This is a genomic window from Dyella sp. OK004 (assembly GCF_900114495.1).
GTDB lineage: Bacteria > Pseudomonadota > Gammaproteobacteria > Xanthomonadales > Rhodanobacteraceae > Dyella_D.
Map to the genome: position 1 here is coordinate 49,436 of NZ_FOZI01000006.1, position 17,469 is coordinate 66,904.

At 63.8% G+C, this 17,469-nt stretch carries 16 protein-coding genes; 1 reads left to right on the plus strand and 15 read right to left on the minus strand.

All coding sequences use genetic code 11. The features are described from left to right. Positions 1–60: 60 nt before the first annotated feature. Positions 61–1,551, minus strand: coding sequence for a GGDEF domain-containing protein (locus BM338_RS20280; RefSeq protein ID WP_090454325.1), 1,491 nt, complete (start codon positions 1,549–1,551; stop codon positions 61–63). Positions 1,552–1,721: 170 nt separating this feature from the next. Here BM338_RS20280 and BM338_RS20285 point away from each other — a divergent pair, with 170 nt between their 5' ends. Next, positions 1,722–3,161: an amino acid permease gene (locus BM338_RS20285; protein WP_090454327.1), complete on the plus strand. Its 1,440-nt coding sequence runs from the start codon at positions 1,722–1,724 to the stop codon at positions 3,159–3,161. A gap of 18 nt (positions 3,162–3,179) precedes the next feature. Here the strand turns inward: BM338_RS20285 and BM338_RS20290 are convergent, their stop codons facing one another. The 14 genes from BM338_RS20290 to tsf form a co-directional block, all read right to left on the minus strand. Further along, positions 3,180–3,395 carry a hypothetical protein gene (locus tag BM338_RS20290; protein WP_090454329.1) on the minus strand — a complete coding sequence of 72 codons (216 nt, stop codon included), beginning with the start codon at positions 3,393–3,395 and terminating at the stop codon, positions 3,180–3,182. Between the two features lie 464 nt (positions 3,396–3,859). After that, the gene (gene rnhB / locus BM338_RS20295) at positions 3,860–4,447 is read right to left on the minus strand and encodes a ribonuclease HII (protein ID WP_090454331.1); all 588 of its coding nucleotides are present in this window, start codon (positions 4,445–4,447) and stop codon (positions 3,860–3,862) included. Then, entirely contained in the window at positions 4,440–5,651 is a 1,212-nt protein-coding gene (gene lpxB / locus BM338_RS20300; RefSeq protein WP_090454334.1) for a lipid-A-disaccharide synthase, read from the minus strand. The genes rnhB and lpxB overlap by 8 nt, the downstream gene beginning before the upstream one ends. Before the next feature lie 58 nt (positions 5,652–5,709). After that, positions 5,710–6,483, minus strand: coding sequence for an acyl-ACP--UDP-N-acetylglucosamine O-acyltransferase (lpxA, locus tag BM338_RS20305; RefSeq protein ID WP_090454336.1), 774 nt, complete (start codon positions 6,481–6,483; stop codon positions 5,710–5,712). Beyond that, positions 6,480–6,953, minus strand: coding sequence for a 3-hydroxyacyl-ACP dehydratase FabZ (fabZ, locus tag BM338_RS20310; RefSeq protein WP_090454338.1), 474 nt, complete (start codon positions 6,951–6,953; stop codon positions 6,480–6,482). The genes lpxA and fabZ overlap by 4 nt, the downstream gene beginning before the upstream one ends. Continuing rightward, positions 6,946–7,974 carry a UDP-3-O-(3-hydroxymyristoyl)glucosamine N-acyltransferase gene (lpxD, locus tag BM338_RS20315; protein WP_090454340.1) on the minus strand — a complete coding sequence of 343 codons (1,029 nt, stop codon included), beginning with the start codon at positions 7,972–7,974 and terminating at the stop codon, positions 6,946–6,948. Before lpxD ends, fabZ begins: the two co-directional genes overlap by 8 nt. Positions 7,975–8,096: 122 nt before the next feature. After that, entirely contained in the window at positions 8,097–10,544 is a 2,448-nt protein-coding gene (gene bamA, locus BM338_RS20320) for an outer membrane protein assembly factor BamA (protein ID WP_090454342.1), read from the minus strand. A gap of 219 nt (positions 10,545–10,763) precedes the next feature. After that, positions 10,764–12,110, minus strand: coding sequence for an RIP metalloprotease RseP (rseP, locus tag BM338_RS20325; RefSeq protein WP_090454344.1), 1,347 nt, complete (start codon positions 12,108–12,110; stop codon positions 10,764–10,766). A gap of 13 nt (positions 12,111–12,123) precedes the next feature. Then, on the minus strand, positions 12,124–13,308 hold the full coding sequence (locus BM338_RS20330; RefSeq protein ID WP_177229426.1) for a 1-deoxy-D-xylulose-5-phosphate reductoisomerase: 1,185 nt from the start codon (positions 13,306–13,308) through the stop codon (positions 12,124–12,126). Further along, positions 13,305–14,123, minus strand: a complete 819-nt coding sequence (locus tag BM338_RS20335) for a phosphatidate cytidylyltransferase (RefSeq protein ID WP_090454347.1) — start codon at positions 14,121–14,123, stop codon at positions 13,305–13,307. The genes BM338_RS20330 and BM338_RS20335 overlap by 4 nt, the downstream gene beginning before the upstream one ends. Positions 14,124–14,136: 13 nt before the next feature. Then, positions 14,137–14,883, minus strand: a complete 747-nt coding sequence (uppS, locus tag BM338_RS20340) for a polyprenyl diphosphate synthase (RefSeq protein WP_090454349.1) — start codon at positions 14,881–14,883, stop codon at positions 14,137–14,139. A gap of 20 nt (positions 14,884–14,903) precedes the next feature. Then, the gene (gene frr, locus BM338_RS20345) at positions 14,904–15,461 is read right to left on the minus strand and encodes a ribosome recycling factor (protein ID WP_090454351.1); all 558 of its coding nucleotides are present in this window, start codon (positions 15,459–15,461) and stop codon (positions 14,904–14,906) included. 110 nt (positions 15,462–15,571) lie between these two features. Next, positions 15,572–16,294 (minus strand): UMP kinase, encoded by a 723-nt coding sequence (gene pyrH, locus BM338_RS20350; protein ID WP_090454353.1) that lies wholly within the window; start codon positions 16,292–16,294, stop codon positions 15,572–15,574. A gap of 249 nt (positions 16,295–16,543) precedes the next feature. Beyond that, positions 16,544–17,422, minus strand: coding sequence for a translation elongation factor Ts (gene tsf, locus BM338_RS20355; protein WP_090454355.1), 879 nt, complete (start codon positions 17,420–17,422; stop codon positions 16,544–16,546). Positions 17,423–17,469: the final 47 nt, after the last annotated feature.

Here is a 17,469-nt window from a genome sequence, read left to right on the forward strand (position 1 = left end):
TTGACTTATCCCGCTTTTCGGCGATGCCATGGCAGGGGCCGCTCCGGCCAATGGGTGTGCTCAGGAAACGTCAAGCGAGGGCGCGTGCGGGATGTTCGCGGCCGCCTCGCAGCGATTGCGGCCGGCGCCCTTGGCCTGGTACAGCGCACGGTCGGCGGCTTCGATCAGATGCATCGGGTCAGCGCTGCCGTCGCAGCGTTGCGTGGCGGTTCCAATGCTGACGGTCAGCCAGCCCGTGGCGCTATCCGCATGAGGGATGCGCAGCCGTTCCACCGCGTCGAGCAGCCGTTCCGCGACGATGCGCGCGGCTTCTGGCGGGGTGTGCGGCAGCACGATCGCGAACTCTTCGCCGCCGAAGCGTGCCACCAGGCTGTCCGGCGGCAGCGGGTGATGCGCGAGTACCTGCGAGACGCGGGTCAGGCAGGTATCGCCGGCCAGGTGTCCGTGATGGTCGTTAAAGAGTTTGAAGTGATCGATATCGATCATCAGCAGCGAACAGACGGTACCCCGTGGCACGTCGTGGGCGCACACCACCTGCAAGCGCGGAATAAGCATAGCCCGGTTGGCGATGCCGGTCAGCGGGTCGCGCCCCACCTGTTGCTGCAGTCGCTGGTTGCTGAGGTGGGCGGCGCGCTGGATGTCCTGGTTGCGGCTCTGGATAAAAGCCACGCGCAGCGCGTACAGCACCACCGAAGCCCCCGCGGCGGTCATCCCCAGTGAGTAGTTGAAGCGCGACACGCTCACCGCCAGCAGCAGCACGCCCAATGACAGCACCACCGGCGCGAACGAAGTCACGGTCTGGGCCATGCGGCGCGCGGGGCGATAGCGCCGCAACAGCCGCGGTACCGGGCGCTCCAGCACAGTGATCAGTGCGACATAGGCCAGGCCGATCATCAGCACGGTCCATGGCGGCAGACCGTGCAGCTCAAGACGGTTGTAGATCGCCGCGGCGATAGCATTGATGCCGAGGAAAACCGTGGCCGCGTAATAGAAGAAGCGTTTGTGCAGGCTACGCGTGCCGAGCATGCGCAGTCCTGCCATGGCGGCCAGCGAGAAATCGATGGCGTCCGCGTGATCGATGATCAACATGATGCTGCCTGGTGTGGCGGCGGGGCCGCCGGGCATCACGCTGAAGATAAGGGTGCAGAGCAGGACGGCCACGATCAGCGACATCGCCAGATCCGCCAGCACGACGGTGGCTGGCTCGCTGCGGTCGAACGAGCGGGCGATGAGGAACATGCACGGGATCATGTACAGGCCGGAGAACACCACCGCGAAGTTGGACAGGAAGCCCCCCTCATCGCCGGTCAGCGTGGCGAGCATGTTGATGGCCGCCCATACCAGCTGCAGGCCGGCCGCAGCGCCGAGCAGCAGCCAGATCGGGGCGATAGGCGAGGGATCAAACTGGTAACGCTGGCCGATGGCCAGGAGCGCGCACACCTGGATCGCCATGAAGATCAAGCGGGGGCTTGCCGCCTGCGCGTCGACTCCCAGGCACGCGAGTGCCAGTTGGGCGAGCAGCAGAGCGAGCGCGAGCCAGGTGAAGCGCATGGGTCCCCCGAGACCGCAGCGTTGGGGTCATGCTAGCGAAAGCGGGAGTGTTACGGGGAAGCCCTGCCAGTCTGGTGGCGTCCTGACAAGTCGCCTGCGTACAGTTGCCACCGCCGACAGCGGCTGGCAAGGTTCCGGGCTCCTTGCGCCCAGTACCGAGGCCGTCGTCGATGTCGTTGATCCGTTCGTTGTTCGCCGTGAAGCCTGTCGAGGCCTCGCTCACCGCCGATGATTCGCTGCGCCGCACATTGGGCCTGAAAGAGCTGATTGTGCTGGGCGTAGGCGCGGTGATCGGCGCGGGCATTTTCGTCATCACCGGCCAGGCTGCCGCCGAGCACGCCGGCCCGGCGTTGACTTTGTCCTTCGTACTGGCCGGCTTGGCTGCGGCCCTGGCCGCGCTGAGCTATGCCGAGTTCGCGGCGATGCTGCCGGTTTCCGGCAGCGCCTATGTCTATGCCTACGCCACCTTCGGCGAACTGCTGGCTTGGTTCATCGGCTGGAACGTGGTGGCGGAGTACCTGCTGGCGGTGTCCTCGGTGGCAGTGGGCTGGTCCGGCTACGGCGTGGGCCTGCTGAACAGCCTGGGTATCCATGTGCCGGACGCGCTGGTGCACGCGCCGCTGAGCTTCAAGGACGGCCGGCTGGAGGCCACCGGGGCGCTTCTGAACCTGCCGGCCCTGCTGGTGGTGGCGGCGCTGACTGCGCTGCTGTATCGGGGCACCCGGCAGTCGACCGCTTTCGCCAGCGTCGTGGTGACGCTCAAGGTGATCGTGGTGGTGCTGTTCGTGGTGATGGGCCTGCAGTACGTCGACCCGGCGCTATGGCATCCCTTCGTGCCGGCCAACCAGGGCGGCGATCACTATGGGTGGAGCGGGGTGTTCCGCGCGGCTACCAGTGTGTTCTACGCCTATATCGGTTTTGATGCGGTAGCGACCGCGGCTCAGGAGACGCGCAACCCGCAGCGGAACGTGCCGGCGGGCATCCTGATCTCACTAGCGATCTGCACCGTGCTCTACATCATTGTGGCGGCCGTACTGACTGGCCTGGTGCCTTATGCACAGCTGGGCACCGCCGAGCCGGTGGCGACCGCGCTGGCAGCGCATCCGTCATTGGCCTGGCTGAAATTGCTGACCCAGGTAGGTGCGGTAGCGGGCCTGACCTCGGTGATCTTGGTGATGCACCTGGGGTTGTCGCGCATCCTCTACAGCATGGCCGGCGATGGCCTGCTACCCACTTTCTTCGGGGCCGTGCATGAAAAGCACCAGACCCCGCATCGCACCACCTTGCTGGTGGGCATGGTCGGCGGTCTGCTGGCGGCGGTCTTTCCGCTGAGCCTGCTGGGGGACTTGTTGTCGATGGGTACCTTGCTGGCCTTCGCCACGGTATGCATCGGTGTGTTGGTGCTACGCCGGACCCATCCGGACTTGCCCCGTGGCTTTCGGGTGCCGGCGGCGCCCGCCGTGTGCAGCCTGGGCGTACTGGTCTGTCTTTTCCTGCTTGCGCAGATGAATACGGCCAACTGGCTGCTGCTGGCCGGCTGGACGGCGATCGGCATGTTGATCTATGCCGGCTACGGATTCCGTCACAGCCGGCTGCGTACGCGGCGTTGACTGCCTAAACCTTCACCGTCAGGAAACGTGAAACCGCTCGGCGCCGTCCGGCTGCTCGATGTAGTGCTCGAGACTCGCCACCTTCAACGGATGAAGGTTGTAGTCGACGTGCGGGTTCTCTCCGGGGGGCATGGGAGAAGCGGTTGCTACGGCTAAGGTCTCGGGCCTGGCTGTATCGGACGCGGTCGGCATGCCATCAGGCAAGGTGATGGTGGACGTGTTGGGAAGCATCATGGCTGGAACTCCTGCGGATCGCCTGGATGCGCCGCTGGGTATATCGCACGGATTCCGCTGCGCGGAAGGCATGCGGGAATTGCTCCATGCATCCTTGCTTCATGCGAAGCGGTGACCGCGCCGCCAATGTCGAGGCGTTCGGTGTTGCGGTCGACGAGGCAGTCAGCCTGCTTCGCGTTGCTCTATCGGTAGGATGCGGGCGATACCTGAAGGGTTGAACTATCGCGTGCATCCACGTGGATAGATGCTGAGTAATCGACTTAAGTTCCTCTCCGGAAGCGGACCCTGTCGAAGGTCATGCTTGCTTCGATGGACGTATTTTATGCCGCTGCGCAGGGAATGGCGCATGTCAAAGGGCACGAGAAGAACCCGGTGTTTTTGGCGCTGTTAATGCTTGCGGTGGGAGAGCGTGCTTGCGTACAAATAGATGGCTGGACGTCTTTTTCGAAGTGCGCCGCGCCGTGTCAGAAAAGCACGCCTTGATCCAGCAGTAGCTTGACGGGGGCAAAGCTACGCCGATGTTCGGTGCAGGGGCCGAGACGCTTCAAGGCATCGAGGTGCGCAGGCGTGGGATAACCTTTGTGCACTGCAAAGCCGTAGCCGGGATGCAAGTTTTCCATCGCAACCATCATGCGGTCGCGGGTGACCTTGGCCAGGATGGATGCCGCGCTGATGGCCGGCTCCAGCGCGTCGCCGCCGACGATGGCGCGGCCGGCGCAGGGCAGATCCTTCGGCAGCTTGTTGCCGTCGATCAGTGCTTCGTGCGCGCCCGGGAAGAGGCCGGCGACGGCACGGCTCATACCGGCCATGGTTGCCTGGAAGATATTCAGCCGGTCGATGTCCTCGACGCTCATCGCAATCACGCAATGGGCCAGCGCCTGTTCGATGATCTGCGGATACAGCGCTTCGCGTCTTGCTTCGCTGAGCTTCTTGGAGTCATTGAGCCCGGCGATGGGGCGCGCCGGATCCAGGATCACGGCGGCGACCACCACTGGACCTGCCAGTGGGCCGCGACCGGCCTCGTCGACGCCAGCAATGTGGCGCTCAGTCACGGGGACGTTCGATCAGTTCGACGATAGCGTCGGCGGCGTGATCGCCGGCCTGGCCTTCCAGCTCGCCACGCAGGGCGTGATGCAACTGCTCGAAAGCAGCAACGATGTCGCCGCGGCGCTGGCTGTCGTGGAATAGCGACAGGGTGGCTGCAGCGAGTTTGTCCGGTGTGCAATCGTCCTGCATCAATTCCGGCACCAGCATCGCGTGCTCGCCCAGGCCGCAGGCACGCGCCAGGATGTTGGGCAGGGCGTATACGTCGGTCTTGAGCATCTTCAAGGCGCGCGCGATGCGGTAGCTCACCGGCGATACGCGATAGCCCACCACCATGGGGCGCTTGGCCAACATCGCTTCCAACGTAGCGGTACCGGAGGCGAGCAGTACGACGTCGGCGGCGAGCATCGCTTCGTGCGCGTGGCCTTGCAGCAGTATCGGCGTGTCGTCGTTTTGCGGCGCGTCGCCGAACATGGCCTTCAGACTGGCGTATACCTGCGTATTGGCGGCCGGGACCACGATGCGTAACCCAGGCAGGCGGGCGGCAACCTGGCGTGCGGCGTCGAGGAAGATGCGACCCAGGCGATTTACTTCAGAGGGGCGGCTGCCCGGCAACACGGCAAGTACCGGAGCGTTCTGCGGCAGCTGCAGAAAATCGCGGGCACCGACGCGGTCAGAGACCAGCGCGAAACGGTCGGCCAGCGGATGCCCGACGAAGCGCGCGTCCACGCCGTGCCGCGCGTAGATCTCCGGCTCCATCGGGAACAGGCACAGCACGCGGTCGGCGCTGCGGCCGATTTTCTCCGCCCGCTTCTCGCGCCACGCCCATACCGACGGGCTGACGTAGTGCACGGTGCGGATGCCCGCAGCACGCATGCGTTGCTCCACGCCGAGGTTGAAGTCGGGCGCATCGATGCCGACCACTATCGCCGGTTTGGCCGCGATGAGGCGTGCGACCAATGCCTTGCGCAGGCGCAGCAGGCGAGGCAGATGGCTGACTACTTCGGCGAAGCCGAATAGCGAAAGCTCGCGAATGTCGTACCAGGACTCGAAACCCTGCGCTTGCATGCGCGCGCCGCCGATGCCGATGAAGCGCGCCTGCGGATAGCGCTGACGCAATGCCGCGACGAGATCGGCGCCGAGCTGATCGCCGGAGTCTTCGCCGGCGAGGATGGCGATCAGTGGTGCGGGGGCGTGGAGTACATCGGACATCGCTTAACGGCCCAAGCCAGAGCGCATATGAGATTGGCTGGCATGCGCTGCGCGCATGTCAGCGCGCCAGCGCCCGTTCGCTGTGATCGAGGAAATCCAGCATGGAGCGCACGTCGTCGCTTTCTTCCGCCTGCGTAACGAGCTGTTCGCGCGCGTCGGACAGGGTGAGGCCGGCCATGTACAGCGTGCGGTAGGCACGCTTGATGGCGGCGATGCGCGGCGCTTCGAAGCCGCGACGCTTCAGGCCTTCGCTGTTGATGCCGCGCGGACGGCCACGCTGCTCGTTCGCCATCATCACAAACGGAGGCACGTCGGAGCCGACCAGGCAGCCCATGCCGATAAAGGCGTGGGCGCCAACTTTGCAGAACTGATGCACGCCGGAAAAGCCGGACATGATCACGAAATCGCCGATCTCTACATGCCCGGCCAGCGCCGAGTAGTTGGAGAACACGGTGTTGTTGCCGATCTGGCAATCGTGCGCCACATGCACGTAGGCGAGCAGCCAGTTGTCGTTGCCGATGCGGGTACTGCCACCGCCGTCACCGGTGCCGCGATTGATGGTGACAAATTCGCGGATCAGGTTGCGGTCGCCGATCACCAGCTCGGTGTGCTCGCCGGCAAACTTCTTGTCTTGCGGCGCGCCGCCGAGTGAGGCGAACTGGCAGATGCGGTTGTCACGGCCGATGCGGGTCGGACCTTCGATCACCACGTGGGGACCAATCACCGTGCCTTCGCCAATCTCCACCTCGGCGCCGATCACGCTATAGGCGCCGATGCTGACGTTGGCGCCAATTTTCGCGGTAGGGTCGATCTGCGCGGTGGGATGGATCATTTTTCGGACCTCGCCGCGCACATCAGCTCGCAGGAGGCGACCTCCTTGCCGTCTACCGTGGCACGCGCTTCGAATAGACCCATGCTGCGAAGCAAGCGCTTGAGGGTGACTTCCATACGCAGCTGGTCGCCCGGGGAGACGATGGCGCTGAAGCGGGCGTTGTCCACTTTGGCGAGGTAGAACAGCGGGCTGCCGGTGTTGCCTTTGAGACGGCTGCTGATCTGGGTGAGCAGGCCGGCGGTCTGCGCCATGGCTTCGACGATCAGTACGCCCGGCATCACCGGGTGACCGGGAAAGTGGCCCTGGAAGAACGGCTCATTGATAGTCACGTTCTTCAGTGCGACCACGCGCTTGTCCGGATCGAGCTCAATGACGCGGTCCACCAGCAGGAAGGGGTAGCGATGCGGCAGCAGATGCTGGATCTGCTCCACGTTCACAGGCAGGTGGAGGGGCACGGTCTGCTCACTCATTGTTACTGTCCTTCTCCAGCGCCGAGAGCCGGCGCACGTATTCATCCAGGTGCTTGAAACGGGCCGCATTGCGCCGCCACTGGCGGTTGTCCTGCAACGGTACCCCCGAGGAATATTCGCCAGGCTCGCGTATCGAGTGCGTGACCAAGCTCTTGGCTGTAATGGTAACCCGGTCGGCCAGTTCGAGATGGCCCAGCACGCCGGCGTTGCCGCCGATCATGCAATAGCGGCCTATTTTCGCGCTGCCGGCGACGGCGGCGCAGCCAGCCATGGCGGTATGTGCGCCCACATAGACGTTGTGGGCGATCTGGATCTGGTTATCCAGCCGCACGTCTTCTTCCAGCACGGTGTCATCCAGCGCACCGCGGTCGATGGTGGTATTGGCGCCGATCTCGCAGTCATCGCCGATGCGCACACCGCCGAGCTGCGGGAGCTTGATCCAGTGGTCGCGATCGAAAGCGAGGCCGAAGCCGTCGGAGCCGATGACCGCGCCGGGATGCACCAGCACGCGCTTGCCCAGCGTTACACGGGTCACCAGCGTGACGCGTGCCACCAGTCGCGACTGCGCACCGACAACACAGCCGGTACCGATGATGCAATGCGGACCGAGTACGGCACCGTCTTCGATGATGGCATCTTCTTCCACTACGCAGCAGGGACCGATGCTGGCCGTGGGCGACACCTGCGCGCTGGGCGCGACGACGGCGCTGACGTGGATACCGGGCGGGGCGGCAGGCAGTCGTTCAAACAGGGCGGCGATCTTTGCGTAGGCCACGTAGGGGTCGGTGGCGACCAGGGCGGCGGCAGGACAGTCGTCGATGTTCTCCTGACGCAGCACTACAACACCGGCCCTGCAATCGGCCAGTTGCGCGCTGTACTTGCTGTTGGAGAGGAAGCTCAGTTGACTCGGGCCGGCACCGGCCAGCGTGCCGACGCCATCGATGACGCGTGCGCCATCGCCCTTGAAGGTGAGGCCGAATCGGTCGGCCAGTTCGGCCACGGTGTATTGGATCGTGCTCATGCGGGCTCCGGGACGTTACGGGGCATTGTAGGGCGCAGGCCCCGGCCACGTCTGTGTTGCGTCAACGGACAAAAGAAAGCGCGGCCGGGCCGCGCTTTCTCGGGTGATGCCTTAGCGCAGGTTTAGAACTGGCTGCCGAAGGTGAACTGGATTCGCTCTTCGTAGTGGCGATCTTCTTCCTTGGTCCGGATCGGCACGGCAAAGTTGATGATCAGCGGACCGATGGGTGCCTGCCACTGCAGAGAGAGACCGGTGGACGCGCGCAGATCGCTGACCTTGAAGCTTGAATAGTCCTTGTAGACATTGCCTACGTCGACGAACCAGGACACGCGCGCGGTATTGACGTCCTTGAGGAACGGCAGCGGCAGGAACACCTGGGCCGTGCCCAGCACCTTGAACGCGCCACCGACCGGCTGGGCGTAACTGTAGACGCTGTTGTTGCACTGGCCCTTGCTGTCCGGCTGGATCGGCTTGCCGTTCGAGTCGGTGCCCACGCACAGGCGTGGACCCAGCGTGTTGTCCTGGAAGCCGCGCACGTCGCGCACGCCGCCAGCGTAGTAGTTCTCCCAGAACGGGAAGTCGACGCTTTGGCCCTTGGTGTAAGTGGTGCCGCCGTCGAAGTCGTACTTCTGACCGTAGGTCTTGCCGTAGCCGACCTGGCCATCCAGGTACAGCACGAAGCCGGCGCCGATCGGCCAGTAATGGTTGGCCTCACCGAACAGCTTGTAGTACTGCACGGTAGAGCCGGGCAGGGCGATGTCCGACGTCAGCGAGATCATGCCGCCACGGGTGGGTGCCCAGTAACCGTTGCGGGTGTCGTGGGTCCAGCCCAGCGTGCCGGTCCAGGAGTGGATCGTCTTGTGGCCGATCGCGTTCTGGTAGTCGATCAGCACCTGCGGCGACAGCGGCTGGGTGACGATCTGGCCGGTGCTCAGGTCCTGGGTCTGATAGGTCAGGTTGATCTTGTTGCTGCTCAGGCCCATGCCAACGCGCACGTTGTCGAAGTCGGTGATCGGCAGGCTGAGGAAGGTCGAGAACGACTTCGTGCTGCTTTCGTAGTTGACGAAGTTGTAGTTGGTGTCGCCGTAATTGCTCTTGGTATAACCGACGTTGTAACCGATACCCACGCCGTTGTCGGTGAGGTAGGGGTTGAAGTAGTTGGCGCTGATGCTGGTGGTGTAGTCGCTGCGCTGCGCCGCCACCGAGAAGCTGTCACCGGTGCCGAGGAAGTTGTTCTGCGACACCGAGGCTGACAGGATGATGCCCGAGTACTGCGAGTAGCCCACGCCGAACATCAGGCTGCCGGCGGACTGCTCTTCCACCTTCACCGTCAGGTCGACCTGATCCTCGGTGCCGGGTACCAGCTTCTTGTCGATGTCGACTTTCTTGAAGTAACCCAGCTGCTGCATGCGGATCTTCGAGCGATCGATGGCCGGCTGCGAGAACCAGCTGCCTTCCAGCTGGCGCATCTGGCGGCGCATCACATCGTCTTCAGTGCGGGTGTTGCCCTGGAACACCACACGGCGCACGTACACGCGCTTGCCCGGCTCGATGAAGAAGGTGAGGTCGACGGTGCGCTTGTCTTTGTCCAGCTTCGGTACCGGCGTGACCTTGGCGAAGGCGTAGCCGATGCTGGCCAGGATGCTCTTGATGGCATCGGAGCTGGCCTCGATCGCCTTGCGGTTGAAGGTCTGATCCTTCTTCTGGAACACCAGCTGGCGCAGCGTCTCTTCCGGCAGCACCAGCTCGCCGAGTAGGTGGATGTCGGAAACCGTGTAGATCTCGCCTTCCTTCACACTGGCAGCGATGTACATCGCGCGCTTGTCGGGAGCGATGGTGACCTGGGTGGAGTCCACACCGAAGTCGGCGTAGCCGCGGTCCATGTAGTACGACTGCAGCTTCTCCAAGTCACCGGAAAGCTTTTCGCGCGAGTACTGGTCGTCCTTGGAATACCAGGACATCCAGTTGGAGGTGTCGGACTCGAAGTCCTTGCGGATCTGCTTGTCGGTAAACGCCTTGTTGCCGACGATGTTGATCTCTTTGATCTTGGCGACCTTGCCTTCGCGGATCTCGATATCGATGGCCACGCGGTTGCGGTCAAGGTTGGTCACGTGCGGATCGACCGACACGTTGTACTTGCCGCGGTTGTAGTACTGACGGATCAGCTCCTGCTGCACGCGGTCGAGCGAGAGGCGGTCGAAGGTTTCGCCTTCGGACAGGCCGATCTCCTTCAGGCCCTTGCGCAGGTCGTCTTCCTTGATGTCCTTGTTGCCACGCAGGGCAAGCTTGGCGATCGACGGACGCTCGATCACCTTGATCACCATGATGTCGCCTTCGCGGTCGATCTCGACGTCGCTGAAGAACTTGGTCTGGTACAGCGCGCGGATGGCACGCTGGGCCGCATCATTGGTGAGGCGGTCGCCCTTGTTCACCGGAAGATAGTTGAGCACCGTACCCGCCGAGATGCGGCTGAGGCCGTCAATACGGATATCGGAAACGATGAAGGGCTCGAACGCGAGCGCTCTTGCGGAGAGTGAGGCGAGCAGGATCAATGCGGCGATACGCTTCATCGTCGATTCCGTTGTTTTATTCCGACAGGGCGGCCGTGGTGGCCACCCCAAGCAAAGAGTGAGGCTGGGAAATTCCCTGCCTCAAAGAAGTAACCGTACCCGCCAGGGGTGCAGCCGAAGACATTTCAACGCGCTGCACCGCGACCGGGGCGACAGCCTGTGTCACCACCGCATCACAGCGGATCCACCGTTCCCCGACGCTGGCGTTGGGCGCACACGTCACAAGGGCAGAGCGCGATGGATGTCGTTGTAGAACGCCAGACCCATCAGGGTGAACAGCAATGCCAGGCCGATGTATTGCCCGGCCATCATTGCGCGCTCACTCAACGGGCTGCCTTTGACCAACTCAATAAGGTAATACAGCAGGTGACCCCCGTCCAAGACGGGAATCGGCAGCAAGTTCAATACAGCCAGGCTGAGCGAGACCATGGCCAGGAAGTTGAGGAACCAGCCCAGTCCCATGTTTGCCGACGCGTTGGCGACCTGGGCGATGCCGATCACCCCGGACAGGTTCTTGGTTGAGGCCTGTCCGCTGAGCATCTTGCCGATCAGGTTGAACGTCTGGGCCGTGCCATTCCAGGTGGCCTGCAGCGAGGCGCCGATCGCCTTGAGCGGCCCGTACCGGAGCACCGCGGGCTCACGCTCGTAGGCGGCCACGCCGATAACCCAGTTGGTGGGCTGGCCTTCCAGGGATTCCATCCGCGCCGTGACCGTCAGCGGCAAGGTCTTGCCATCGCGGTTGACCACCATGCTCAGCGTGGGGGACTTGGCTGCTTCCTGGGGAATCAGTCGCTGGAAGTCGGGGTAATCCGCGACGTTCTGCCCGTTCACGCTAAGGATGCGGTCACCGCTCTTCATGCCGGCCGCTGCTGCTGGCTTGCCGGGCAAGACGGTCGCGGCAATCGCGGGCAGGGGAGCAAGTTTCAGGCCCAGCTTGTCCAGATACTGGCCGACGTCCTGGCCGGCAGGCAGCAGGTTGAGCGGAAGCACCACATTGCGCTCGGTGCCGTCGGTGCCGCGCACCTGCATGGCTAGCGGCTCGCGACCCAGCGTGGCATTGACCACGGCGTCCATCGAGTCGCTCCACGTGGTCATCGGCCTGCCGTCGATGCTGAGGATGCGGTCACCGGCGTGGATACCGGCTTCCGCCGCCAAGCTCTGCGGCGCGGCGGCGACGATCGGGGCCATGTCCGGACGGCCCACCACAAACATCAGCCAGAATGCGGCGATGGTGAAGATGAAATTGAAGCCGGGGCCGGCCGCGACGATGGCGATACGCTGCCATACCGGCTTGCCGGTGAATTCCTGACCGCGATCGGCCGGATCGACGTCGCCCTCGCGGGCATCCAGCATTTTTACGTAACCACCGAGCGGAATCGCAGCAATCTGGTACTCGGTGCCGTCGCGGCCCACACGCTTCCAGATCGCCTTGCCGAAGCCCACGGAGAAGCGCAGCACCTTCACACCACAGCGGCGGGCGACCCAGTAGTGGCCGAATTCGTGAAAGGTCACCAGCACGCCGAGCGTGACAAGTAACCAGAACACGGAGCCGAAGAAAGGATTCATCTGTAAGAGCTTATCAGCATGCGTTGCGTAGGATGCGCCGGGCGGCCTCGCGGGCTGTCCGGTCGCGTTCAGTCAGGGACTGGACATCGACCACGGCTTGCGGCGGCAGTTCCGTAAGTACGCTCTCGACGACGTCAGCGATCGACAGGAACGGCAGCGCGCCGGTCAGAAAGGCCTCCACCGCCACCTCGTTCGCCGCATTCAGGATCGCCGGGGCATCGCCACCCGCGCGCAGCGCCTGGAAGGCCAGCGCGAGGCAGCGGAAGGTGGACAGATCCGGCGCCTCGAAATGCAGCGCTGCGTGAGCGGCCAGGTCCAGCGGCGCGACGCCGGCATCGACGCGCTCCGGCCACGCCAGCGCATGGGCGATGGCGGTGCGCATGTCGGGGTTGCCGAGCTGGGCTAGCACCGAGCCATCGACGTATTCGACCAGCGAATGCACTAGGCTCTGTGGGTGCACCAGCACCTCGATCGTCTCGGCTGGGGCGTTGAACAAATGGTGCGCCTCGATGACCTCGAGACCCTTGTTCATCAGGGTGGCCGAGTCCACCGAAATTTTGCGGCCCATCACCCAGTTCGGGTGCTTGCAGGCCTGATCCGGGGTGATGGCTGACAGCTCGGCACGTGTGCGGCCACGAAACGGGCCGCCGGAGGCCGTAAGGATCAGCCGGCGCACACCGCTCTTGCCAAGATCCGGGCGACCGCCTGGCAGGCACTGGAAGATCGCGTTGTGCTCCGAGTCCACCGGAATCAGCTCGCCGCCGCCCTCCTGCAGTGCGGCCAGCAGCAACGGCCCGGCCATCACGATGGATTCCTTGTTGGCCAGCAGCAGTCGCTTGCCACTGCGCGCGGCGGCGAGGGTGGAATCCAGGCCGGCGGCGCCAACGATGGCGGCGACCACGGTGTCGCAAAGGTCTCCGGAGACAGCTGCGGTGATTGCGTCATGGCCGGCAGCCGCGTCGCAACGGACACCAGCGGCGGCCAGCTTCCGGCCCAGCTCGCCCTCCAGCGTCGAATCGCCGATCACGGCCAGGGCCGGGCGATGCTGCACGCACAGCGCCACGAGTGCATCGACCTGACGGTGCGCGGTAAGCACGCTAGCGCGGAAGCGCTCGGGATGCCTCGCAATCACGTTGAGCGTGTTGCCGCCGATGGAGCCGGTGGCACCGAGCACAGCGATGTGGCGGATCGAACTCATAGGCCGAGTAGCAGCTTGCCTGCGGCAAATACGGGCAGGGCGGCGAACACACTGTCGAGCCGGTCCATCAGGCCGCCGTGGCCGGGGAACAGATTGCCGGAATCCTTCACTGCGGCGTGGCGCTTCATCAGGCTTTCCAGCAGGTCGCCAATGATCGAGGCAACCACGGTAACGGCAGAAAGCAGGATCAGCCCCACCAACTGGCTGCCGTGAACATCAAGCAGCGAGCCGCCTACGCCGGCCACCAGTGCACCGCCGACGAAAGCGCCATAAACACCCGCCCAGGTCTTGCCCGGACTGATCGTAGGGGCGAGCTTGCGCTTGCCGAACAAGCGCCCGCTGAAATAAGCGCCGATGTCAGCTGCCCACACAATACCCAGCGCCAGGAACATCCACCAATGTCCGTGCGACTGTCCCTGGTGCAGGGTAATCGCGCCAACCCACGCCGGCACAATAACCAAGGCACCGGCCCCCAGCTTGAACAGCTGATTCTCACGTGTCGGTGCAGCACCAAAGGCGAAATGGCGCAGCCACTGGCAAACCGCGATCCACCATGCCACGCCGACACCCAGCAGTATCGGCCACAGCACGCTATCGCGGGTCCACCACAGCAGGGCGAACACCACCGCCGCCGCGACCAGCAGCGCCACGCGCACCGGGTAATTACTGATGCCGGACAGGCGCATCCATTCCCACAGTGCGGCCAGAAAGGCGATCGCCACGATCAGTGCGAACACAGTGGTCGGCGACCACAGGATCAGCAGGATCACAAGCGGCGCGAGCAGCAGTGCGGTGAGGGTGCGCTGGAGCAGCATGCGGGTCCTTGGGTTACGCCTTGACGTGGGCGACCTGGTCGCCGGTGCGTCCGAAGCGGCGCTCGCGGCGGGCGTATTCCTCGATCGCCTGCTGCAGGCAGCTCTGATCAAAGTCTGGCCACAGGGTGTCGGTAAAATAGAGTTCGGCGTAAGCAACCTGCCATAGCAGGAAATTGCTGATGCGCAACTCGCCGCCAGTGCGAATGAACAGATCCAGTGGCGGCAGCTCGGCCAGACTCATCCAGTGGCCAAGCAGTTTTTCGTCGATTTCGTCGGCGCGAAATTCGCCGCGCGCCACCGATTCCGCAGCCTTGCGCGTTGCCTGCACGATGTCCCAGCGGCCGCCGTAATTCACCGCCACGTTCAGATGTAGCTTGTCGTTGCCGGCGGTATGCGCCATGGCCTGGTTCATACGCTGGCGCAGCGGGCCATCAAAAGCGCTGAGGTCGCCGGCGAAGCGCATGCGCACACCATGGCCATGCAGCTCGTCGACCTCTTTATCCAGCGCGCGGATAAACAGCTCCATCAATGCGCCGACCTCGTCCTGTGGACGCTGCCAGTTCTCGCTGGAGAAGGCGAACACGGTCAATGCCTCTACGCCCTGGCGCAGGCAGCCTTCCACCACCTCGCGCAGGGCTTTGCGGCCGGCGTTGTGACCGAAACTGCGCGGGCGATGGCGTGCCTTGGCCCAGCGGCCGTTGCCATCCATCACGATGGCGATGTGGCGCGGAATCCGCGCAGCCGCCTCGGCGCCGGTCATAGGGCTAAGCGTGATGGCGCTCAGAGCGCCATCAGCTCCTCTTCCTTGGTCTTGACGACAGCGTCGACGTCCTTGACGAAACGATCGGTCAACTTCTGGATCTCGTCTTCGGTACGGCGCTCATCGTCCTCGGTGATCTGCTTGTCCTTGAGCAGGTCCTTGACCTTCTGCATCGCATCGCGGCGCACATTGCGGATGGCAATCTTGGCGTCCTCGCCTTCATGCGCCACGTGCTTGGCGAGTTCCTTGCGGCGCTCTTCGGTGAGCGGCGGCATGTTCAGGCGGATCACGGTGCCCGCCGTGGTCGGCGTGATGCCGATATCCGACGCCAGCAGGGCCTTCTCGACAGGGGCTACGAGGCTCTTGTCGAATGGCGTGATGATGATCGAGCGTGAGTCGCCCAGTGATACCGAGGCGACCTGATTGAGTGGCGTGTCCACCCCATAGGCGGGCACCTTGATGCCATCCACCAGTGCCGTGCTGGCGCGGCCGGTTCGTAGGCGGGTCAGGCTGTGCTTGAGCGAGTCGATGCTCTTTCCCATGCGGGTCTGGGCATCGGTCTTGATGTCGTTAAGCATGGGAAATCACCCTTGAGCGTGCTAGCCCGCAAGTATAGCAGGCGAGGGCCGGCGGTAAGCCCGCGGTACCGGCCCTTCAGAGACGACGCCGGCGGGCTCAGTGAGGCGGTTTATTGGTCTGAGACCAGGGTGCCGATCTGCTCGCCACGCATGATGCGCATGAGGTTGCCCGGCACCGTCATGTCGTAGATGCGTAGCGGCATGCCATGGTCCCGGCACAGGGCAATGGCGGCGGTGTCCATCACGGCCAGCTTGCGCTCGATCACCTTGTCATAGGTGAGGTGGTCGTAGCGGGTGGCATCGCTATGGCGAGCCGGATCGGCGGTATACACGCCGTCGACCTTGGTGGCCTTCATCAACAGGTCTGCGCCGACCTCCACGGCCCGCAACGCGGCGGCCGAGTCGGTGGTGAAGAACGGATTGCCGGTACCCGCGGCGAACAGCACGATTCGGCCTTTCTCGATATGGCGGATGGCGCGGCGGCGGATGTAGTCCTCGGCCACGTCGTGAATCTGGATGGCGCTCATCACCCGGGCGTAGCCGCCGCGACGCTCAATCGCGTCCTGCATGGCCAGTGCATTCATCACGGTAGCGAGCATGCCCATGTGATCGCCGGTGACGCGGTCCATGCCCGCGGCGGCGAGTCCGGCGCCGCGGAAGATATTGCCGCCGCCGATGACCAGGCCGATCTGTATGCCGGCCTTCTGAATCTCAATGATTTCGTCGGCCAGGCGGCCGATGACTTTGGGGTCGATGCCGTAGTCGGCTTCGCCCATCAGCGCTTCACCGGAGAGTTTGAGCAGGATACGGCGGTACTTAAGCTGGTCGCTCATGAGATCTCCGGATTGTGTGTGGCAAAACGCGCGTATTGTAGCGACAGCGCGAATCATGCGTAAGCTCAGACTGCTTGCCTGAGTTATCGCCAGACGCATCGTATTCATGCGCGACGTCATGGGCTGGGCCGTATATCAGTCCAAACCCGGTTTTTGCGTTCCGCATGAAAACATGCAGCGGAAAATATCGCGCAAAAGAAAAGCCGCGGTTGTCCGCGGCTTTTCTCGATGGCAGCAGTAGCACGAGGCTTAGAGCTGCATCGCCTTCTGCACTTCGGCCAGATAGTCTTCCTGCACCTTCTCGATGCCTTCGCCCACGGCCAGACGGACCACGGCGACAACATCGGCTCCTTCCTTTTTCAGCGCGTCGCCGACGGTGACGTTGGTGTCCAGCACATACGGCTGGCCGACCAGGGTCACTTCCGAGACGATCTTGTTGATCTTGCCGGAGATGATCTTGTCGAGGATGTCAGCAGGCTTGTTCTTTTCCTTCTCCGACATGGCGGCCAGCGCGATGTCCTTTTCCTTCGCTACGAAGTCGGCCGGGACGTCCTCAGCCTTGACGTAAGGCGGATTCATCGCAGCGACGTGCATGGCGATGCCCTTGGCCAGCTCTTCCGAGCCGCCCTTGAGCGCCACGATCACGCCGATCTTGCCGCCGTGCGAGTAAGTGGCCAGCGGGCCGTCGTTCTCGACGCGGGCCACACGGCGCACTTCGATCTTCTCGCCGATGGTCGCGGTCTTGGCCTTGGAGGCCTCCTCGATGCTGGTGTGGCCCGGGATGGCGGCAGCCTTCACGGCCTCGATCTCGGAGACACCGGCTTTCAGGATGGCTTCGGCGACGGCGTTGGTGAACTCGACAAATTCGCTGTTCTTGGCGGCGAAATCGGTCTCGCTGTTGACCTCGACCAGCACGGCTTTGCCGCCGGCCTGGGCGGTGGCCACACGGCCTTCGGCGGCTACGCGGTCGGCCTTCTTGTCAGCCTTGGCCAGGCCGGTCTTGCGCAGATGCTCGATGGCGGCTTCGATGTCGCCATTGGTCTCGGTGAGCGCCTTCTTGCAATCCATCATGCCGGCGCCCGAGCGCTCACGCAGCTCGCCAACCAGTTTTGCGGTAATAGCAGTCATCTGGGTTCCTCAAAATCTTTGAAACGCCCCGGCCGTTGCCGGCCGGG